Consider the following 21,661-nt stretch of genomic DNA (forward strand, 5'->3'; position numbering starts at 1 on the left):
CCTTGCGTTCTTCGGCAAGTTTTTCCCGGAGATTGTCTTCCCGCTTATTATCGAATGCGAGAGGAGCATTAGCAAGGAATTCTTTCTTCCAGTTGCGCAGAAGATCCTTGACATTTTTCCCATTCCGTAGTATGGTGTGCCATACTACCTACGACAAGGAGACAATTTTCTATGACTTTTTATGAAGAATTACAATTAAGTTCGACCGGCTCCAAAGCCTTGATCAAAAACACAACCGATCCAAAAGAGAAAAGACGCCACATTCTTATCTATAATTTTAAAGTCTATCTTGTGATGGCCTTCTGCTTTGTGTTTGTGACACTTTTTAGCATGCTCTTTGGTTCTGACAACAGCGTAGCCGGAGTGGTTTTTCTGCTGGCTCTTCTGGTGCTGCGCCAGGCTGACTTCGGCATCCGCACCTCCCATGGGCTTATATGTATTGCTGGTATTTTTACCCTTTTGATCACCGGTCCCCGTCTGGCCAACACCCTGCCGGCACCGGCATCTCTTTTGGTAAATTTCATCAGCATCCTGCTGCTAATGATCCTTGGATGTCACAATGTGATCATGTACAACCAGTCCACCTTCGTTTTAGGATATCTTCTGCTCTACGGCTACGATGTTACCGGCAGAGCCTATCTTCTCCGGGTACTGGGGCTGCTTGTCAGCATGATGGTCTGTATGCTTGTCTTTTACAAGAATCAAAAAAAACGCCCTTACCGGCGTAGTTTTCCGGATCTGTTCCGTGAATTTAACTTAAAATCTGCCCGCAGCCAGTGGTATTTATCCCTTACCTGGATCGTCTGCTCGGCTATGTTTATCATGCAGCTGCTTTCCCTGCCCCGGGCTATGTGGGCAGGCATTGCCTGCATGAGCGTGTGCCTTCCTTTTCCGGAAGACAGCAAAGACCGTACTTGGAAAAGAGGTGTCTTTAACATCCTTGGCTGTGGCATCTTCCTTGTGTTATATAACACCCTGCCGGCCTGGCTGTATCCATACATCGGTGTCATCGGCGGTATCGGCGTAGGATATTCTGCCGGTTACTCCTGGCAGACCGTCTTTAACACCTTTGGGGCACTTTCCATTGCCGGTTCTCTCTTTGGTGTGAAAACAGCCATTGCTCTCCGCATTGGCACCAATGTGGCAGGTGCTCTGTATGCCTTTCTGTCCTGGCAGATCCTAAGCCGCCTGCTGCCATGGATTTTCTGTAAAAAAGATCACACCTCCCTGGCGATATCCTCAAAATAATCATACACTGCATCGCCACTTTTTCCCAGCACTCGCAGAAGGATTCCCTGACGACACTCACTACAGCCTGCCTCCACCTGATCCGGCTTTTTGTCCCGGATCATCTGGATCCACCGGCTTTTCTGTTCCCCGTCCGAGGTATACAGATACAACAGTCCATTGTGGGTATAATTATTCCACAGTCCCGGCGTATCATATGCAAACCAGGACGGATCTAATAGCGTGTGGTCTGCCATAGCCAGTGTCTCTCCTCTGTGATAACCAGATTGCATCCTGCAATCTCACTGGAATCTTCCACTGACAACTTGTCAATCTCATTTGTAGTCTGCTTATTCTCCTTCCGGCAGTTCACATAAATCACTGGGGTAACTGCATCCTTATAACACAACTGAACTGTAATCGGCTCTTCATCCAAATAATAACTGTCTGAAACGGAAATCTCCTTCAGATAGTACATCCCAGAATTTAATGCCTGAGAAATTGAATTTTCTGAATTGCCTGTCTCCACCGCTGCACCTTCTACAGAAACGGCAGGACCACTTACTGCGCTTCCCGATACCACATAATTTTCATCCTGCAACGGTAACATCATATCACAGATGGCAGTTCCATCCTCACCGGTTGTCAAGGTGGTAAGTTCCGTTCCTGCTTCTACAATCTTTTCTCCGTCCACATTGTAAATATCCTGAGCTGTACACAAGGAGAAAGCTGCTCCGCTTACTGTTTCCTTCGTATCCGCATCTTCTTTTATGAGAGAAATCTGTGGTCTTGCCAGTTCATTGCGAAGATTCAAACTTCCCGATTTATCGGTACCCTCTGTGGAGTTCAGTACAAATTCGTCTTGTCCATTCTCCCATGTAAACTCCGCCTTTTCACCTGTGGTTATTGTTGCCACCTTTTCTCCATCCTTAAACCATGTATCACCCTGGTTATCCTGCGTCACAATATCCCCGTCGGCATAGATTTCAAATTCTGCTCCTTTCAGAGAGCGATCCTCATAGATAAATTCCCTTTTCTCGGAATTCCATCCCATCAGCATCTGTCCGTTTTTTGAAATTGCCAGTTTTCCATAGGTTTCCTCGTTGGTATAAGTCACCGTAATAATGGCATGTGTATATCCATCCTCGTCCACATAGGACTCATAATTATCTGCTTTACTGTTAATTACCACTTCAATGAACTTTTTTACAATATGAAGTCCGTTTGCCGAATCCACTTCATAGATTCGGTATTTTGCAGAACGAAGCGGCTTGACCGTGATGATTTCTCCGGATTCATCAGTTATAAAGGTATCAATGGTCTTTATCTGGTTTCCATTGCTGTAACTCTGACTCACCAATTTCTCACCATCGTCTGTTACCCGATAAATCTTGTAAGCAGTTCTCGGTTTCAATACTTGCTTTTCGGTCTATTTATCCTTTTTCAGTATTTTGAGATACGCCTTAAACAACTTATTGTTCAATAGATAAGTATATACCTTTCCATTCTCGGTTATTTCCACATCGAAATCATCCACATGGATAGCATCGACATCTCCCGAATCCACCTGATGAACAACATAAGTACCATAATAGAGATTGCTGGTAACTGCGTAGCCATTACTAAGCATATCTCACAGAGTATGCTAATCTCAAGGAAGCAAGAGAAGCCATCGGAAGATATATCTACACCTATAACTTTGAAAGATGCCATCAGTCCATTGGAAACAAATGACCTGCCGAGGTATACTATCCGGTAATGCTTTTGGATGCAGCCAGAGCAGCCGCATAATATAAAAATCCGGGAAATGCTTCACACATTTTCCATGTAACTCGTCAACATATCAGTTCATTATAAAAATATCAAATTTTTGTCTTGACAACTGAGCCATTATAGTTATATTAATAATATTCAAAATCACTCACATTTGATATATTTACACCCACCAATAATGCAATCGAAAAGGACCAGCAAAAACCGGTCCTAATTCTCCCCCATGCGCATTTATATTCTTATTTTTACTTTGACCGTTTTACTCCATTTACCATAAACTTTCCGTCTGCCCGAGTTTTTATAAGTTCTCACACGGAAATAATATATTTTTTTCTTGAATTTTGTTATTATCCGAAAAGCCGAAGTTCTGGATGCAGATAACTTCTTTTTCCCTTTCGTAAATTTCTTGTTTTTTGCATACTGTATCTGATATCCGGACATTCCCTGCTGTTTGGACCATGATACTACAACTTTTTTACCTTTTAAATTAGAAACCTTTACACCCTTTACCTTTTTAGGGGTTGCTGCAGAAGTTCCCGTACCCTTGATTATAACTGCACCTGTACCGGTTCTCGCTGTTTTTGTACTTGGTTTCCTTGTTGCTGTTGGTTTCTTGGTTGCCGTCGGTTTCTTGGTGGCTGTCGGCTTGCTTGTCACCTGCCCACCATTTCCCCACCACGATGGTTCCTGATATGGCGGGTCTTCTTTCGCCGGCAGTATCTCAAATGAGACTCTCTGAGTGCCCACAAAAAAATCCTTTCCCGTCACATCCACATAGGCAGTTCCCTGTGTATAATTATCTTCGTATCTATAGGTGTAATCCTGTCCATTTACCAACTTTTTCCCTTTAAAATATACTGTCACGTCCGGCTTATACGCATGCATTCTTGATGGATCATCGATTTCTGTATACGTATACTGTGAAAGTTTTATTTCAAACACATCTGCAAATATACGGCCATTGAAATCATAATCATCCAGCCTATTCATATCCAGAGAGTAAAATGTCGGTGCATTATCATTCATCGTTGTATACCAGAACAAGTGATTATCCGATGTCACAATTGGTTTACAGTCTGACAAATATGCACGAATCTTGTGAATTTTTCCATCGAGACTTCCATCCTCGTTGAGTTTTGCAACTCTTGTCACCCAGAGGTCTGTCTCCCGTTCTACATAATATTCCTGCCAGAACATATAATATCCATCTTCTACCTTTACTAACTGTGGATTCAAAATGGTAATTCCATCTTCTTGTTTATAATCGGTAATCCAATTTAATTTAGGTGACATATTAAATTTTTTATTCATAGTTAGCACAAAAATATTTCTGTATGTTTTTTCCGTCGGAAATTTTGTAACAGAGGAATCCTGGACAATAGAAGAACCGGCAGTAATAAGTGTATCGCCATCGTTCATAAGTTCAAAACCTCCCAGCGATACACCGGTTACATTATCGCCATAGCTTCCTATAATATCTAAGAGGGAACGGGTCTCTGTCTTCCCATACCATGTCCATACATCGTCCGGCTCCTTGTAAACAACCGATTTTGCTAGATTAACAGCACGGGGATTACCATCTCCAAGATCTAAACGGTATACAGACTCGCCATCTGAAAGAATAAACTGGGCAAAAGAGTGGGAAACCCAGTCACCCGGAGCTTCATTCATGACACATTCCATACTGTCTTCATCCACCGCATAAGTTAGATTTACTTCATGATGAATCTCTTCCGGCTCCGCTGCAGCATCCCAGTAAATATACCTTGATGTATGGATATAAAGGATTCCGTCATTTTCTGTCATACGCAAAGGACCTTTTGCGAAAGGCTCATATACATTTTTGCTTGTTATACTGCACTGTCCAAGTTTGTTCCAGTCATCATCATATTTGACAACCCGGACAACTTCTTTTGTATTATCCGATTCATGGTTATTCTGTCCAAACACGATATACCGTGCATCTTTACCTTTAAAATATCCTCCGAATTTAGGCAGTTCATACTTAATCTTTTTGGTAGAAAGCAGCTTATAATCTGCACTATAAGTCTCAATGTAAACTTTTCCTTTTAACGCCTCAATTCGAAAAAAGCCGCCTTCTTCTATTTCTTCCACATAAGAAGAAGTACTTGAACCATAATTCGGAAGTATAAGACCTGCTGCCTCTGCGTTGGATGATGCTACTCCTTCCGTAGTCTTTATTCTGTAACTTTTGTCTATCGGAAGATTTTTTTCAATGTTACTTTCCGCGTGCTCTTCAACTTTTAATTCTTTCAGTCGGTCAACAACATCTTCTGTATCATAATCAAGATCTGACAATGTATAACTTATGTATAATTATTATGATTTTTTCTCCACACTGACGGTGAAACTCCCTCTTGTTTTTTAAACACTTTTGAGAAAGTGAAGGGGTCATTATACCCAACAGAGTATGAGACATATTTTACCGACAAATCGGTATCTTTTAACAACTGTTTTGCCCGTTTTATCCGAAATTGTATCAGGTATTCCTGCAACGTTTTACCGGTCGCATATTTAAAAATTTTACTTAAGTATGCCCGATCCACACCGCAATGATCCGCTATCTGCTGCACCATGATCGATTCACAATACTTCGTATTTATATATTGAATTGCTTCTCTCATATAATTCATTGTCCGCAGATTCGTTCCTGCTTTCTTCTCAACATGCCGCGTCCACCGATTCATTTTATCAAACAATATATACATATACCCTATACATGCATATTCATTTTCTTTATACATAATTAAATTTATAACAGCATCCTTTAATTGGCTGTTCTCTTCTATCGGTACATAAACTGGTTCTTTTCTTGTCATCCCAATACTTCTCACAATTTCTGTTGACTTAAATCCATGAAAATGAATCCATGCATACTGCCATGGTTTTTTTTCATCCGCCTGATACTGAACAAGCACATCCGGCGGTAGCAAAAAAAAGCTGTTACTTTTTACCTTAAACTCTTTATCATCAATTCGGAGCACCCCTTCTCCTTCAAATACATAATGCAATATATACCGGTCGCGTATGATCGGTCCAAATGAATATGAAGGAGCACATCTCTGAATTCCTATTTCATAAAGACGTAAGTCTTCATATTGGCTGTAATTCAACCACCAAACACCATCTTCTGGCATCTCCATAAGTATCATCTCCTCTTCCTAAAATAACAATACCATTTCAAAAGTATCATTGTCAACTCTTGAAATGGTATATTGTTTATTAAAGATTATTTTATTTTTACCTTTTTCTTAGCACTCCATGCTCCATACAATGTTTTTTGTTTGTTTTTGCGTATAGCACGAACGCGTACATAGTACATTTTTTTCGATTTCAGTTTTTTAATTGTCTTTGAATTAGAAGAAACTGTAACCTTCTTAGCCTTCTTAAATGTTTTATTTGTGCTATATGATATCTGATACCCCTTTACATTTTTAATCTTCGCAAATTTTACAAACATCTTCCTTTTAGAAGTGCTCTTCACTGACAGACCTTTTACTTTGCCAGGTTTTGTTACTTTCTGAGTTACTTTCTGAGTTACTTTCTGAGTTGATTTCTGAACTGGTACCTGTGTTGGAACTGCTGTCAATGCAGGAGTTTGAGTTACAGCAGGCGCTGTCGTAGGCACAGGTGTTGCAGTAGGTTCCGGAGTAGATGTAGTTCCTGGATAATCCGCATATAATTCCGGATAATCTGTAGCTATCTTAGGAACTGCAGCATCTGCTGTTTTTGTCTTTGATATAGCAATACGATCAAGTCCCGGACCAAGAGCTGTCGGATTATATACATAAATTGTATTCTTTCCTTTGTCTAAATAAACCTGGGTGGACACACACCCTACTGCAGAACTATTACCGGAAATCCCCACAATATCAGTTACTTGTACTGATTCATATTGGTTTGTACGAATACTAAGTTTCTTTTTGCTTCCACTTACCACGTAGAGCTTCAGGTCATACATACCAGCTTCCGGAGCTTCGATATTTTCAAATTTAACACGATTTTGCACTCCACGTATTTTTCCGATATAAGCTTTATTGGAAACATACTGAGCAGTTGTCGGTGTTTTGTTGCCAAGACCAAGATTTGCATTCTCTGCCTCAAAATAGTTGTAATTATCATAAGATGTTAATCTCAAATCATCTTTCTTGCTGAAAATGACAGCTGCACCACCGTTTCCCTTAAGTGGCAGTGTGAGTTTATCCTTGGAAGTTACTTCTTTTTTCTCCATCTGAATGTTGGAATTATCAGAATTATCCGTATAAACATACGCATAATATTTTACACCTGCATCCAAAAAAGAAAGGTCTGCTTCATAATTATCTTCTTTAGCTGTCATAGCACCGAGGTACCAACGCTCGCCACTCCTTCTTGCACGAATTGCTACTTTGCGTGGTTCAGACCCCTCCAACAAAACAGACTCATCCCAGGATGATGGAATATCTGTAAGGAATGACAAACCACCATACCCCGGATATACGTGGCAGGAATGTGCCAGCGTCTGCATTGCCGATTCATAGACAACTGTCATTCCAAGCATGAAACCATTCGTCGCCTTACAATTTTTCACACTCATTCCAACCGGTGTAAATTCCATGGAACCGATTACATTACGCGTATAAGGCAAAGTAAGAAGAGTCTCTATAGGCGAACCATTTCCCCACTTGAAGTACTCACTTCCTTGTACAGCCTCACTCGATAAAATGTTCGGGAATGTTCTGTTCTCGCCATTTGGATCTGTGCAACCATGATAATTTACAACTAATTTATGTTTCGCCGCAATGGATGCAATATCATACATATCTTTCATCGCCCACTGACTGTCGCTCTCAAGATAATCAACTTTAACACCTTTAACGCCAAGACTTTCGCACCATGCAAATTCTTTTTCAATAGTTTCAGGATTATCAAGGTCTACCCGATGTGCACCGTCTCGTTTCTTTACTCCATACCAGACAAGTATTCCTACGTTTCTTTCATTGGCATACTTACATAATTTCTTTAACTTTTCTTCATAATCCAATTTTCCGGAACTGTCCTTCCAGTTTTCCCACCCAAAATCAACAAGACAATACTTCTGTCCTGTTTCTTCCGCATAGTCAATATAATCATACAAAGACTGATATTCAATCGGATCTCCTGTTGACCACCAGGACCAAGATGCTGTACCTGGTTCTACCCAGCTAAAGTCTCCCTCTGCTGCCGGATTGAGGTCAGAAACCAACGAACTGTTCGTCAAATCATTTAATGTATCCGTCATAATGCATACACGCCATGGTGTATGAAATTCATTCTCCATTGTAACACTCTCAATTGGCAGGTATTCCGCCTTAAAAGTCTTACCAACATACTCTGGGTCCTGCTCCTGCTTTAAATATTTACTAAACTGAACTTTATAGGCAGCACTTCCCTGATTTGTATGAAAAATAGTTGCACAATAAGGTTTTTCCTCGTTATACACATTTGCCTCAGTTAAAAGCATATAGCAGGAACCATTCCCATTCGCCACTTGAGAGAGAATTGCAGGTGGAACATCTCCATTTGCATTCTTTACCTGGGTCATTGTCCTTGTCGAATAAGAGCCCGGCTCGTAAGTTGAACTGTACCAGTCGGCATTCCATACTCTTCCATCCATAGGAAATTCAAAGGAGCTTACTTCACTGGTAATCACTGTTTTCTCATTTTGTGTTGTCGTGTCTCCATCCACAACATAACGGAATCCAATACCATCTTCAAAAATACGGAAAATCACCTGCATTTTTGCATTTTCTTTTGTTACCACAAATGACATTTCCTGATATTCTTTATTTACATGTTTTTTACTTCCCTGGTACCAATCATACTCTTCTTTTCCCTTTTTAAGTTCATATGACTCCTCATCCACCTGCAGACCAGTAGATAAATCAACACTTTTCGCCACAATGCCAAGTGGTACGCATTTCAACGTAACATGTCCATTCCGGTATGCAGAATAAAAAATTTTCCCCTCCTCATTCTTCCATATGCGAACTTCTATTTTATTATCTACCGATGCTGCATGCAATTCTGTGATTTCTGTCAGACCATCTGAACCATCCTCATCAACTGCAGTTGCTGTAACATTCTTTTTCACCATTTCAGCATTAGAAACTTTGTTTCCATAACACATAGGAACAATCAACGATGCCGTCAGCAATGTCGCCACAACTCTCTTTATCTGTCTCCTCATAACCATACCTCCATTTTTTTATTTGATTAATGCTATATATAATGCTATCATAAATACAAAAATAGAGAATGTCTTTTTATAAGTAATACATGTGAAAATATGTTACACAACTTGAATACACAGTGTCCTCAATATTACTTTCTACTGATTTGCTATCTTTTCCGCCAGTTCCTCCAAATACTCCCAGCGTTCCATTTTCTCCATCAACTGTTCCTCTGCTTCATCTTTTTTCTCAGATAACTCACGAAGTTTGACATAGTCTGTCCCATTCTCCGCCATTTCTTTATCGAGTGTTTCAATGGTCGTCTCTAATGCAGAAATATCCTCTTCGATTGTTTCATATTCACGCTGTTCCTGAAAAGAAAATTTAAGTTTCTTTTCACGGTTTTTATACGCCATCCGCGCCTCTTTGTTACCGGTATGGCTCTTAGTTTTTCCGTCGAAAGAATTTTCCGTACTCGCCGGACGCTTTTTCACATAATCCGTGTAACCGCCTTCGTACTGGCGAATCACACCATTCTCTTCAAAAGCAAAAATGCGGGTTGCAATACGGTCCAAAAAATACCGGTCATGTGAAACTGTGATAACAATTCCGTCAAAGTCATCCAAATAATCCTCTAAAATTGTCATCGTTTCGATATCCAAGTCATTTGTCGGCTCGTCAAGAATAAGGACGTTTGGCGCTTCCATCAGCACGCGGAGAAGATTTAACCTTCGTTTTTCACCGCCGGATAATTTACCAATGGCACTATACTGCTGCGAAGGTGGGAACAAAAAACGCTCCAGCATGGCAGATGCCGAGACCAGCCCATCACTGGTGCGCACAAATTCTGCCGTGTTTTTAATATAATCAATCACCTTTTCATCCGCATCCATATAAGCAATTCCCGCGGATTCTTCCTTTTCGATTTCCTGTGTATAATAACCAATCCGAATCGTCTGTCCAACTTTAATACTGCCGGCATCCGGCTCAATCCGGCCGGCAATCATTTTCATTAATGTCGTCTTGCCGCAGCCGTTTTTCCCAACAAAACCAATCCGGTCATGTTTGAGAAATATATAAGAAAAATCACGTATGAGTGTATTCTCACTATAAGCTTTTGATACATTTTCAATTTCGATTGTCGTTTTTCCCATCCGGGATGAAATACTGCTTAACTGGAGTTTTTCATCAACTTCCGGTGCCTTTTGATTTTTCAGTGCTTCGTATCGCTGGATGTGTGCCTTCTGTTTCGTCGAACGAGCTCTGGCACCACGCGAAATCCACTCAATCTCCTTGCGCAAAATACTCTGACGTTTTCTCTCACTGGCACGCACACTTTCTTCCCGCTCTGCCTTTCGCTGCAGAAACCCCGAATATTTTTCGTCGTAACTGTATATTTTCCCTTTGTCAAGCTCTATGATTTTATTTGTCACGGAATCCAGAAAATACCTATCATGCGTCACCATAACCAAGGCCCCACGGAACGCTTGCAGCTTATTTTCCAGCCAATCCGCCATCTCACTGTCCAAATGGTTTGTCGGCTCATCCAATATGAGCACATCACATGGAGTAATCAACACGGAAACAAGTGCAAGACGCTTTCTCTGTCCACCGGAAAGCTCTCTTGTCTTCTGTTCAAAGTCTGTAATACCAAGCCTTGTAAGCATTGCCTTAGCCGCTATCAATTCATTTTCATTGGCATGGTGATGCACCATGTTCTGAACACTCTGTAAAACCGTGTCCTCTTCCGAAAATTCCGGATTCTGAGGCAGATAATGAATCATCAGATTCGATGCCTGTATAACCTGTCCTTCATCCGGAGTCTCCAGCCCTGCCATAATTTTCAGCAAAGTCGACTTGCCGGTTCCATTGATTCCGATTACACCTACCTTATCCCCTTCATGAAGATAAAAATCGGCGTCATCAAAAAGTTTTCTTTCCGTATATGAATGTGTCAAATGTTCCAGTGATAAAATATTCAAATCAATCGTCCTTCTTCTTTGTTATGCAATTTTCCACCCTTTTTAACCACATAAAAACTATCTTTTATTTTATCATTTTTCGCCACATGTATCAACTCATTTTTTCGGATTGTTACAGCAAAATGCACAGCCTGTCTGCTGCCCGATACAGTTTGCACAATCCCTGCAGTCTGACAAAATATCTTTTCTGCTAATCAGGTACACACCTGCCACACTCATTTGTGGTTTCATTTTTCCACCATCCCATGAAACTCCAATTTTTTCAGCATCCATTAATTGCAGCATTTTCTCTGATGCAGATAACTCCATTCCATAAAAACCTGCGCCAAAAGCAGGGCTGCAAAACCGTTTTTCATACACGCTGTGCTTCCGCTGCAAATACTCCCGCAGCCACTCTCTTACCACATCCAAACAAGCGATTTGAAAAATCTCCCAGTAATACTGTGTTAAAAGTGCCTTACTTTCTTCTACTTCATATTCCGGTGCATGAAATGCATACAAATAACCGGTTCCAACCTGTCTCCTGTCAATGCGTGACAGCACCTGGCACTGCATCTTATCATTTCCAAAAGAAAAATAACCGTCTTTTACACATTGCCCCGAAAACGGCTGCAAAAGAATAGAAACACGGTACAAATATTTATTCCTTTCCAGAATTTCTCCAATGCTGCTAACTGCCATCCCTTTATGCTGTCTGTGTGTTCTCTTATCCATCTGCTCCCACGAAGCAATCTGTGCCATACGCTCCCAGATTTCTTCTCTCAGATTTCCAATATTAAGAGAAATCATTTCATCCTGTCTCTGTAATTGCTGCATTACCTTGTCATAAGCTTCCGGACGATGTATCACCTCACACTGACTACAGTCTTTCATTTTCTGTCCCTTCGCATTCAAAAAATAAATCGGATTTCCAATGCACTTATTTTCACGATACAACGGGCAATAGCAGAACAAACAATTAAACTCTTCCTCGTTTTCCGCCTTGTGACAGGGAAAATATTCACACTCCTTATTTTGAAAAAAACGGTAACTGTTTATCATGCACGCACCTCCTCTTCTCTGCTCTCCATTTTACCATAACTTTTGCGAAATTACCAAAACGAATCCGGTATGGTTTGTATCAAATATTTGGCACAATCGGGGTGACTTAAGCGCAATATCGAGCCAAAACAACGCTTTTTACTTGATTTGCCTTATAGGGTTGCATATTTGCCCCGCTATCAGCCCTTATTAGAGAAAATCACAGGGCAAATGCAACTCTTTCGAGAGAAATTTCTGCTTTTGGTTGTTTTCAGACACATCTTTTCAAAATTCATGCAACGCTTTTCACTTTTTATAAAGGTTAAGGTTGCATAAGGCACTTACTTACATTAAAAGAACTGCCATGTATCAAGAATTTGCGGCTGGTATTTTCAGTGCCCATACCGTTACGCACTCAACGAGTGAGAGCGAACATTTGACACAAACAACTTAGGTATGATGCTTGACTAGAACCTAAAAGATACGATATAGTATAAAAGTAATGCTATTTTAACAAAAAGAGGAAGGATAAAACGAATGTGGAAAACAATCAATGATATTCTAGTTAATATTGACAATTTTGTCTGGGGTATTCCCCTTATGGTACTAATTCTTGCCGGCGGTATTTTATTAACCGTGCGTCTTGGCGTAATGCAGTTTCGAAAACTGCCGCTTGCCCTAAAATGGATGGTAAAAAACGAAGAAGGCGGCGAGGGAGAAATTTCAAGTTTTTCTGCCCTTTGTACAGCCCTAAGCGCGACGATTGGAACCGGTAATATCGTCGGCGTTGCAACTGCTGTTGGTGCAGGTGGACCGGGTGCTCTTTTTTGGATGATTGTCGCTGCCTTTTTCGGCATGGCGACCAAATTTGCCGAAGGTCTCCTCGCTGTAAAATACCGTGTTGTCGCAAAAGACGGTCACAGCCTTGGCGGTCCGTTTTATTACATAGAACAGGGTATGGGGAAAAAATGGAAATGGCTTGCTAAAATATTTGCTTTCTTTGGCGTATGTGTCGGACTTTTCGGAATTGGAACTTTCAGTCAGGTAAATGGTATTTCCAGTGCTGTTCACGGCTTTTTTGATTCAGCCAATGCACACTGTGTAAATCTGCCATTCTTAGGCGAGTATTCCTGGTCCGTTGTGATTTCATCATTAGTTTTGGCGTTCTGCGTCGCTTCCGTTTTGATTGGTGGAATCAAGCGAATTGCTAACGTTAGCCAGATTATCGTACCATTTATGGCAATTATTTATTTCCTGTTTGCAGGCATTTTAATTGTAACCAATATCACTGCTGTGCCAAGTGCCATTGCTGTAATTGTAGAAGCGGCTTTCTCGCCAAGAGCAATTACCGGTGGGGTAGTCGGAAGTATGTTTGTTGCTATGCAAAAAGGTGTTGCACGTGGTATCTTCTCAAATGAAGCCGGTCTTGGTAGTGCACCAATTGCCGCAGCTGCCGCACAGACAAAAGAACCTGTCCGTCAAGGTCTTGTAAGCATGACAGGAACCTTTATTGATACCATTGTTATTTGTACACTTACCGGCTTATCCATTGTATTAACCGGTGCATGGCAGGTAAAAGGACTTGAGGGTGTCGGCGTTACGACCTATGCTTTTCAGAAAGGACTTCCGTTCCCTCCTGAAGTTTCCGCATTTGTCTTAATGCTCTGCCTTGTATTCTTTGCCTTTACAACAATTCTTGGCTGGGATTATTACAGCGAGCGCTGTTTGGAATATTTGAGCGGCGGCAATATGAAACACGTACAAATTTTCCGCTGGATTTACATTCTTGCCGTATTTATCGGTCCATATATGACGGTCAGTGCCGTGTGGACAATTGCCGATATCTTTAACGGTTTGATGGCAATTCCAAATATGATTGCTATTTTTGCCCTAAGTGGTGTCGTGGCAAAAGAAACAAGGGATTTCTTCAAACGTCATAAAGAAGGAAAAATTAAATAAAAAAAGGAAGCCCGAAACAGATATTATATTGTATCCGTTTCGGGCTTTTTTTAATTATCAAATTTTTTTAAGAACAAATACATACCAAGCACAGCATTAAATACAACCGCTGAAAATGTGCTTACTCTTTCGGCAATACCAAACATACTTTTCGGCAAAACATTGGAACCAATTGCCCCGGCAAACATGGCAAAAAGGCAAATAAACGCCCATATGCCAAGCGATTTCCATTTTGTCTTTGCTGTTCCCACGCCAATCAATATAAGCGAAGCAATCGACAATAATACAACTACTGCCGTAATCACTAAATGCATTACATTTTGAAAGCAAACTCCGTCTGCCTCAGAAACCCATGGAAAACACTGATATCCTACCGCGCACATCCATTCCATAGCAGCAAAGAAGTAAACACCAAGCCTTACCTTTTTAACCTCGCAATTTGCAATTGCGACACAAACTGCCATAACCGAAACTAACGCACATGGTCCAAATAAACTGTTAAGCTGTGCCGCAAGTTCTCTCGATGGAGCTCCTACTGCACTCAATTCACTGACCGCCATACTCATCCAGTCATACCCCGGATAGGCAAGCGGCGAAAACAAAACCATCGCCAAATACGACAGCAAACTAATGACACCACAGATTCCTAATTTTGATAACTTCACAATACTCATCCTCTCTTTATTCTGATATTATTCTACTTATTTCCCATTTATAATAAAAGTCATTTTTTCTATCTGTTTGTGTCAATTTTATATGTTCCACCATCATAAAAACTGCCATCCACTCGGATGGCAGCCTTATTTTATTACTCCATTTTACAGAAGACTTTCATATAATTTTGTAATATCTTCTACACTTGTTTCTTTCGGATTTCCCGGACGGCACGCATCATCATAAGCCGATTGTGCGAGGAACGGAATGTCCTCTTTCTTTACAATTTCTTTCAAATCTGCTGGAATTCCAACATCCTTTGAAAGTTTTCTTACGGCATCAACAGCCGCTTTGCGATATTCTTCCTGTGACATATTTTCCGTGCCCTCAACGCCCATTGCTTTTGCAATATCACGATATTTTTCACCGGTTGCTTCTGCATTGTATTCCATAACAGTAGGCAGAATAATTGCATTTGCAATTCCGTGTGGTGTATCATATAAAGCACCAAGAGGATGTGCCATTGAGTGAACAATACCAAGTCCAACATTAGAAAAGCCCATGCCGGCAACATACTGTCCAAGTGCCATACCTTCTCTGCCCTCCGGTGTATTTTCCACTGCGCCACGCAGAGAACGTGAAATAATTTCGATTGCTTTCAAATGGAACATATCGGACAATTCCCATGCTCCTGCTGTAATATATCCTTCAATCGCATGTGTCAATGCATCCATTCCTGTTGCAGCTGTCAAGCCCTTTGGCATAGACGACATCATATCCGGATCAATAAATGCAACAACCGGAATATCATGCGGGTCTACACAAACCATTTTACGATTTTTCGCCGCATCGGTAATTACATAGTTAATCGTAACCTCGGCAGCCGTTCCCGCTGTCGTAGGTACTGCGAAAATCGGTACACTCTTATTCTTTGTATCTACCGCACCTTCAAGACTTATCACATCTTCATGCTCCGGGTTATTAATAATAATTCCAATTGCTTTTGCTGTATCCATCGAAGAACCACCGCCTATCGCAATCAAATAATCCGTTTTTGCATCCTTAAATGCCTGCACACCAGTCTGTACATTCTCAATGGTTGGATTTGGTTTAATATTGGAATATAACTCATACGCCATACCATTTTTATCCAGCACATCAAGCACCTTCTGTGTTACACCGAATTTTACCAAATCCGGATCTGAACATACAAACGCTTTCTTGAAGCCGCGGCTTCTCGTCTCCGTCGCAATATCCGCAATTGCTCCTGCACCATGATATGATGTCTCATTCAATACAAATCTGTTTGCCATAGATTAAGTCCCCCTTTATTCTTTTGTTGAATTTGCACAAAAATAAGCAAATTCATTTCGTTTTATAGTGTATATTATACTAAGTTTTCCAGGAAATTCAAGGGGTGATTCGAATTTAATCTAAATATTGGCGGAATTTTTTTATTTTTTCTTCTCCTTCCCAGCTTGTTAATCTCTGTAAAATTTCCTGCTGTTTTTCTTCCATATATTCTTTCGTATAGGCACGCATATTCCCCAGCTGGCGTTTTGGAAATTTGACCTCTTCGCCTTCATCGCCAAGCACCATCTGATAGTAACCATAATGCTTCTGCATACCTTCTTTTAATTCATTCCAATGAAGGGCTGCCCGCTCATAATTTTCATCACGCAAATCAGCATGAATCATATACATATAAATGTCACGAAAAAATCCACGGCAATACGGCAAAAGTTCCTTTTTCCTGCTAAATACATCCATAATATCAATACTCCACCTGCCATACGCAACTGCCTCATCCGCAGACACTTCCCACGCAAATGATTCCATAGCATAAAGATTTTCTTTATTTATCGCTCTTACAAAATTTTGAAGATTTTCGCAGACAACTTTCTTCATCTCATCCACGCCACCCTCAAAATCAGCAATTTGTGCCATAATACTTTCCTGCATACGATTCGATTTTACACTGGGAAGTGCTCTGACGTGGTCTTTGGCACTGACATAATCCCTATCATGAATATACACCCACGCGACTGCATAATGTGCACGTTCCACCCATTCTGTTTTCTGACAAAACCGAATCACCTGAGTGGCACACTGAATCGCCTTCTTGCGGTATTTGTCCCAAATGAATTCCTGCCCCTTAAAAAATCCTTTTTCATCTGCATAACGGCTTAAATTAGCCACGCGCTCAACCATGCAGGTTGCCAGAACAAAATCCGAGGGATTTACCTCAAGACGTCCAGCGATGTATTCACATTCTTTTTTCGCCGCATCCGCAGGTGTTTTTTCATTGCTTTCAATCTTCTCATACTCGCGTTTAATCTCCATATACATGGCATCTTCCTGCTTCATTTGGTCCATTCCAAATAAAGTATCCGTAGAAATCTGCAGCGCCTGTACTAACGGCACAATAAGCGATGTATCCGGCAGTCCTGCCTCTGATTCCCATCGACTTACCGCCTGGGCAGTCACTCCAATCTGCATTGCCAGTTCTTCCTGTGTCAATCCCATTCGTTTTCTGGCAATTCGAATATTGTTTCCTAGCATCATATTCAATTCCTCCTAATTTATCATTATTCGGTACCGTGATTTCACTATATCATTACGAAAAGAAGAAAACAATCAACGCATCCTTGAATTTATTTAAAGTCAGATTAAAAAGCCCCAAACTACTTTAGATTTCATAATCCCTCAACTTTTTCCTGCATTCCCGATATGTCTTGCAATATTTCTCTACTTCCTGCCAAAATTCTGCCGAATGGTTCATATGACGTCTGTGCGAAAGTTCATGAATAATGACATAATCCATAAGTTCTCGTGGCATATAATACAACTGATAATTAAAATTCACATTGCCCTTTGAGCTGCAGCTCCCCCATCTTGTCTTCTGATTGCGGATGGTGATTCTGCCAACGGTGACCTCCATAATTTTGCAAAAATAGTTTACTCTCTCTGTAAATTCTCCCAAGATACTTTTCCACTCTACATCCAAAATTTCATCAACGGCAGGTGCCCCAGTCAGTTTCTTGTTCAAATTTCTCTGCCGCATCTGTTTTACTTTTTCTTCAATCCAATAGGCATGCTCCCCAATCCATTCATCCAATTCTTTTTCGGAAAGCCACTGAGGCGCCCGCAGAATCACACTTTCATCCGCGCGCACCTCAAGTCCGATTGTTTTTCGATTGGAACGAATCACCTGTACTTTCATCCTATAAAAATCCTCAGTTTTTTATTTGCTCATCTCTCCACGTTAGATTAATCCCGTGCTAAAATATCTCTCCGCACGGTCTGCAAGAACCGTTGCAATCACTTTGTCTTTTCCGTATTTTTCTGCCATCTGCATTGCCGCAAATACATTCGCCCCAGATGAAGTTCCTACCAAAAGCCCCTGCTCTTTTGCAAGTTTTCTCGCTGTATTTATCGCATCCTCGTCCGATACCTCAACAACATCGGTAATCAAACCGGTGTCTAATACATCCGGAATAAATCCATCTCCAATTCCTTGTATCTGGTGGATTCCCGGTCCATCTCCGTGAAGTGCCGAAACTCCTTTTGGCTCTACCGCCACAATTTTCGTATCTGGATTTTGCTCAAGCAAATACTTGGCAATCCCCTGTAAGGTGCCTCCGCTTCCCACACCGGAAACATAAATATCAATTTTCTTTCCCAGCTGCTCACTAAGTTCGACTGCCGTTTTCCGATAATGTGCTTCCGGATTTGCCGGATTCACAAACTGCTGTGGCATATAATATTTCTCAGGATCTGCGCTTGCTATCTCATTTGCCTTATCCACTGCACCGCCAATACTAAGTTTCGGCTCTGTGAGGACAAGCTTGGCACCAAATGCCTGAATTACCTTTTTTCGCTCCTCACTCATGTTTTCCGGCATCACAATAATAACCTCGTACCCTTTTCTCACTCCAACAAGAGCCAGACCAATTCCTGTGTTTCCACTCGTAGGTTCAATAATTGTCATCCCCGGTTTTAACTTACCTTCCGCCTCTGCCGTCTCAATCATATTCTTTGCGATACGGTCTTTAATACTTCCGCCGGGATTCAAAAACTCTGCCTTTGCAAATATATTGTAACCTGTGCTCTCCTGCAGGCACATAAGTGGTGTATTTCCAATTAAATCAAGTACATTATTATAATACATAAAATGTCTTTGCCTCCTTAAATGAGCGACTTCGAAAAATCATATTATTTCTCCTTTATTCGCCACTATTGTATTTTTTCAGCAAGACCTTGGACAAATCATTTAAATGAATCATATAGATATATCCTTTTCCTGCCATTTCTTTGTACGCAGGAATATATTCTTCCTTAACTCCGCGAACCAAAATCACATCATGAAACACCTGAAAATTGTCCACATAGGAACTAATGCCGGTTCCAAAATCGGCCAAAACCGTTGTCTCATTTGTCGTTTTGTCCACACACACTACGCGATTTCCTGCAATATAATATTGCTTGTTTCCTACTGTACTTCTTAAGTTGTAAGACGGACTGCAAAAAGATGACTCCGTTTTTTTATAAGCACCCAGTTTTTTGCCCTTTTTCGTCATATAGCGAAGCGATAATTTCCCTTTTTTGTTATAATAACTATAGACAAAATTTTTGCCATCGGTTCCCAGCTCATAAAGCCCGGAAACCGGCATTTTACAGACCTTCTTTATTTTTTTGCCGGAAAGGTTCATAACATAAATTCCCATATCTTTATCACTGTCGTATTCTTTGTTATAATCAGTCTTAATAAAATATATTTTTTTACCAATCAAAACCGGATTTCTTCCCTTGGTAAGTAATTTTTTCGTTTTTTTCTTGCTGTCAATCCGGCATATATAACTATCGGATGCTCCTGTTCCACATACTAAATCATTTGCTGCATAAATGGCATTGCCCTTCACATTCAAATTTTCAAAAGCATTCGTATCTTTCCCCTTGTTTTTGTAGGAAACAATTTTTGTAACCTTATTTGTTTTCTTATTTATCTTCATCAAATTCATGCGCAGACCGCCCATGGTATAACAATAATAAATATCATTTCCTTTTTGGCAAGCTGGTCCCGGAATGCGGAGCGTTTTCCCAGCAGCTTCTGCTTTAACCGGCAAGCAGAAAAATGCAGCCAGCATAATCAGAGCTACTAATAATCTTTTCATACTTTTTTCTCCAATCCATATAAAATTAGTCCCTCCTCGAACAAGGAACCTGTTTCTATTTTACCACGATAAATAATAAATGCAATTCAAAATCGTGAATCGTTTGTGTCAAGTGTTCGTTGCCACTTTTTTGTTTTCCGTAATTCCGTAGAAAAGCTTTGCGTCTCGTGGGCACTCCCGTTTGTTGAGCGCGTAGCGGTATGGGCACTGAAACCACCAGTGCCTCATACCGACGTACTCAAAACCCACTCGTCACAAAGTTTTTCTACGGAATTACTGGAATACAAAGGAACCGGCAGCAAACATTTGTCACAAACCAATCCTTCCAAACTCAGTTTTTCTTTATCTTATAAACGCATTCCGAAATGCCTTTCTAGATGCGGTTGCTGCTACATCTATTAACGGTACATGACCTCTCATTAATTCTACATATCGATTTCCTTTCCCATCTTTTTTCGATGTTTTTGCGGCACTTAATGTTTCCATAATTTCATTCATGCGTGCATTAAAAATTAATCCATCTGTATATTTCTCAATGGTACGGCAAACATCATACCAACAGAGAATAATACTCCCATGGCCAGATCACACTATCAAAACAATTCTCCATGTATTCCCAAATATCGTCATCTGCATAACCCATCATACGAAATACAACACATACGCTTTTCTGTATTTTTTTATCCGTTAATTCTCCTTTTCGCTGCTGCAAAAATAATGCCTGTGACAACACAGCATATTCCATTGCCATCCATTCCAATTTCACAAGAATATCCAAAACCTGACCGGTTCCCGGCGTAATAATAGCTGATGAGATTTCTTCCGCAAAAAGATTCCGAAGCTCTTTTGCCCATTTATTTATCTTGTGCTGATACGTCTTAAAACACTCGGTTTCTTTACCGTTAATCTTCTCTGCCTCCTCTGCCAGCGGCACTAGAAAATCTCCATAAATATTTTGTTCCTGATAAATCTGTGAAACATCCAAAAACAGCAAATTATATTCTTCCAGACGTTCTTCTGTTATTGTGTAATTTTCTCCAATTGCTTTTTGAATTTTCCAAATATCTGTGGTGTTTTTGTAACTTTGGAATTCATCTTCAAGAACGCCCTTTTGTTCCAATTCGTATAAATCCAGCGCAATTAAAAAACAGATTTCCAGCGTGGTATTTAATTTAATTTCCCGCGTATTTACAATACCCAGAAACCAATCCCGGATTTCAAACAACACCGGATTTACCTCATAAATTTCTTCTGCTATTCCTTCCATTTGTTCCTCTTTTTTCTGAATCTGAAAACACTCCTGCTTCCATAACAAATCCAGCACAGCCGGGCATCCGGGCGTCAATGCACGCTCAACTCTCCCAATATACTCATGTTCTTCCCGCGGAAAAGTATGGCATGTTTCAGAAATTGCCCCCTCACCATCCCGCAATACAATTTTGCACAATTTCTTCTCATTCAGAAATGGACACATACCATCATTTTTCAATTCGATTATGCGCCCTTCTTCAACTTCCTTTACTTTCTCTTTCCATTCGTCATCCCACTTATGGAATGTTTCGTCATCCACCGCAATACGCCACTGCATGCAGCACGTCATTGGACATTTGGATGCCGTACACTGAAATTTGTCATAATAATCCGGCTGATATATTTTCAT

18 protein-coding genes are annotated in these 21,661 nt (G+C 40.6%); 2 read left to right on the top strand and 16 right to left on the bottom strand.

The window, feature by feature from the left end:
* Window positions 1-171: 171 nt before the first annotated feature.
* Window positions 172-1,248, top strand: a complete 1,077-nt coding sequence (locus DW005_RS08865) for an FUSC family protein (RefSeq protein WP_117479009.1) — start codon at window positions 172-174, stop codon at window positions 1,246-1,248.
* Here the strand turns inward: DW005_RS08865 and DW005_RS08870 are convergent.
* The 8 genes from DW005_RS08870 to DW005_RS14415 form a co-directional block, all read right to left on the bottom strand.
* A complete protein-coding gene (locus DW005_RS08870; RefSeq protein ID WP_117479010.1) occupies window positions 1,218-1,484 on the bottom strand; it encodes a hypothetical protein in 267 nt (88 codons plus the stop codon). The two genes, DW005_RS08865 and DW005_RS08870, sit on opposite strands and share 31 nt — an antisense overlap.
* A complete protein-coding gene (locus tag DW005_RS08875; RefSeq protein ID WP_117479011.1) occupies window positions 1,463-2,641 on the bottom strand; it encodes a hypothetical protein in 1,179 nt (392 codons plus the stop codon). Before DW005_RS08875 ends, DW005_RS08870 begins: the two co-directional genes overlap by 22 nt.
* A gap of 15 nt (window positions 2,642-2,656) precedes the next feature.
* Window positions 2,657-2,857: a hypothetical protein gene (locus DW005_RS08880; RefSeq protein WP_117479012.1), complete on the bottom strand. Its 201-nt coding sequence runs from the start codon at window positions 2,855-2,857 to the stop codon at window positions 2,657-2,659.
* A 374-nt stretch (window positions 2,858-3,231) separates the two neighbouring features.
* Window positions 3,232-5,319, bottom strand: a complete 2,088-nt coding sequence (locus DW005_RS08890; protein WP_117479013.1) for a hypothetical protein — start codon at window positions 5,317-5,319, stop codon at window positions 3,232-3,234.
* An 8-nt stretch (window positions 5,320-5,327) separates the two neighbouring features.
* The gene (locus tag DW005_RS08895) at window positions 5,328-6,164 is read right to left on the bottom strand and encodes an AraC family transcriptional regulator (RefSeq protein WP_181975001.1); all 837 of its coding nucleotides are present in this window, start codon (window positions 6,162-6,164) and stop codon (window positions 5,328-5,330) included.
* An 86-nt stretch (window positions 6,165-6,250) separates the two neighbouring features.
* Window positions 6,251-9,229, bottom strand: a complete 2,979-nt coding sequence (locus DW005_RS08900) for a glycoside hydrolase family 97 catalytic domain-containing protein (protein WP_181975002.1) — start codon at window positions 9,227-9,229, stop codon at window positions 6,251-6,253.
* Between the two features lie 141 nt (window positions 9,230-9,370).
* Entirely contained in the window at window positions 9,371-11,194 is a 1,824-nt protein-coding gene (locus DW005_RS08905; protein ID WP_117479016.1) for an ABC-F family ATP-binding cassette domain-containing protein, read from the bottom strand.
* 96 nt (window positions 11,195-11,290) lie between these two features.
* The gene (locus DW005_RS14415; protein WP_117479017.1) at window positions 11,291-12,235 is read right to left on the bottom strand and encodes a cysteine-rich small domain-containing protein; all 945 of its coding nucleotides are present in this window, start codon (window positions 12,233-12,235) and stop codon (window positions 11,291-11,293) included.
* Window positions 12,236-12,751: 516 nt separating this feature from the next.
* Between DW005_RS14415 and DW005_RS08915 the strand changes: the two genes are divergently transcribed.
* Entirely contained in the window at window positions 12,752-14,173 is a 1,422-nt protein-coding gene (locus DW005_RS08915; protein WP_117479018.1) for an alanine/glycine:cation symporter family protein, read from the top strand.
* Window positions 14,174-14,223: 50 nt separating this feature from the next.
* On the opposite strand, the gene DW005_RS08920 is transcribed toward DW005_RS08915, so the two are convergent.
* The 8 genes from DW005_RS08920 to fliB all read right to left on the bottom strand — a co-directional run bounded on the left by DW005_RS08920 (window position 14,224) and on the right by fliB (window position 21,661).
* Window positions 14,224-14,838 carry a DUF998 domain-containing protein gene (locus tag DW005_RS08920; protein ID WP_242989399.1) on the bottom strand — a complete coding sequence of 205 codons (615 nt, stop codon included), beginning with the start codon at window positions 14,836-14,838 and terminating at the stop codon, window positions 14,224-14,226.
* A gap of 153 nt (window positions 14,839-14,991) precedes the next feature.
* Complete coding sequence (gene fucO / locus DW005_RS08925; protein WP_117479020.1) at window positions 14,992-16,140, bottom strand: lactaldehyde reductase; 1,149 nt, start codon at window positions 16,138-16,140, stop codon at window positions 14,992-14,994.
* 115 nt (window positions 16,141-16,255) lie between these two features.
* A complete protein-coding gene (locus DW005_RS08930) occupies window positions 16,256-17,392 on the bottom strand; it encodes a helix-turn-helix transcriptional regulator (protein ID WP_117479021.1) in 1,137 nt (378 codons plus the stop codon).
* A 124-nt stretch (window positions 17,393-17,516) separates the two neighbouring features.
* The gene (locus tag DW005_RS08935) at window positions 17,517-18,050 is read right to left on the bottom strand and encodes a M48 family metallopeptidase (RefSeq protein ID WP_117479022.1); all 534 of its coding nucleotides are present in this window, start codon (window positions 18,048-18,050) and stop codon (window positions 17,517-17,519) included.
* Window positions 18,051-18,092: 42 nt separating this feature from the next.
* Complete coding sequence (cysK, locus tag DW005_RS08940) at window positions 18,093-18,998, bottom strand: cysteine synthase A (protein ID WP_117479023.1); 906 nt, start codon at window positions 18,996-18,998, stop codon at window positions 18,093-18,095.
* A gap of 55 nt (window positions 18,999-19,053) precedes the next feature.
* Window positions 19,054-20,001, bottom strand: a complete 948-nt coding sequence (locus DW005_RS08945; RefSeq protein WP_117479024.1) for a hypothetical protein — start codon at window positions 19,999-20,001, stop codon at window positions 19,054-19,056.
* 342 nt (window positions 20,002-20,343) lie between these two features.
* Window positions 20,344-20,487, bottom strand: coding sequence for a hypothetical protein (locus DW005_RS13825; protein WP_181975003.1), 144 nt, complete (start codon window positions 20,485-20,487; stop codon window positions 20,344-20,346).
* 64 nt (window positions 20,488-20,551) lie between these two features.
* On the bottom strand, window positions 20,552-21,661 hold the full coding sequence (fliB, locus tag DW005_RS08950) for a flagellin lysine-N-methylase (RefSeq protein ID WP_181975004.1): 1,110 nt from the start codon (window positions 21,659-21,661) through the stop codon (window positions 20,552-20,554).

Source organism: Clostridium sp. AF36-4 (assembly GCF_003435975.1).
Classification (GTDB): domain Bacteria; phylum Bacillota; class Clostridia; order Lachnospirales; family Lachnospiraceae; genus Eubacterium_F.

Excerpts from the sequence above, each read along its gene's own strand:
- DW005_RS08865 (WP_117479009.1), top strand. The coding sequence starts at position 172 with ATGACTTTTTATGAAGAATTACAATTAAGTTCGACCGGCTCCAAAGCC.
- DW005_RS08870 (WP_117479010.1), bottom strand. The coding sequence starts at position 1,484 with ATGGCAGACCACACGCTATTAGATCCGTCCTGGTTTGCATATGATACG.
- DW005_RS08880 (WP_117479012.1), bottom strand. The coding sequence starts at position 2,857 with ATGCTTAGTAATGGCTACGCAGTTACCAGCAATCTCTATTATGGTACT.
- DW005_RS08895 (WP_181975001.1), bottom strand. The coding sequence starts at position 6,164 with ATGGAGATGCCAGAAGATGGTGTTTGGTGGTTGAATTACAGCCAATAT.
- DW005_RS08900 (WP_181975002.1), bottom strand. The coding sequence starts at position 9,229 with ATGAGGAGACAGATAAAGAGAGTTGTGGCGACATTGCTGACGGCATCG.
- DW005_RS14415 (WP_117479017.1), bottom strand. The coding sequence starts at position 12,235 with ATGATAAACAGTTACCGTTTTTTTCAAAATAAGGAGTGTGAATATTTT.
- DW005_RS08915 (WP_117479018.1), top strand. The coding sequence starts at position 12,752 with ATGTGGAAAACAATCAATGATATTCTAGTTAATATTGACAATTTTGTC.
- fucO (WP_117479020.1), bottom strand. The coding sequence starts at position 16,140 with ATGGCAAACAGATTTGTATTGAATGAGACATCATATCATGGTGCAGGA.
- DW005_RS08930 (WP_117479021.1), bottom strand. The coding sequence starts at position 17,392 with ATGATGCTAGGAAACAATATTCGAATTGCCAGAAAACGAATGGGATTG.
- DW005_RS08935 (WP_117479022.1), bottom strand. The coding sequence starts at position 18,050 with ATGAAAGTACAGGTGATTCGTTCCAATCGAAAAACAATCGGACTTGAG.
- cysK (WP_117479023.1), bottom strand. The coding sequence starts at position 18,998 with ATGTATTATAATAATGTACTTGATTTAATTGGAAATACACCACTTATG.
- DW005_RS08945 (WP_117479024.1), bottom strand. The coding sequence starts at position 20,001 with ATGAAAAGATTATTAGTAGCTCTGATTATGCTGGCTGCATTTTTCTGC.
- DW005_RS13825 (WP_181975003.1), bottom strand. The coding sequence starts at position 20,487 with ATGGAAACATTAAGTGCCGCAAAAACATCGAAAAAAGATGGGAAAGGA.
- fliB (WP_181975004.1), bottom strand. The coding sequence starts at position 21,661 with ATGAAAATATATCAGCCGGATTATTATGACAAATTTCAGTGTACGGCA.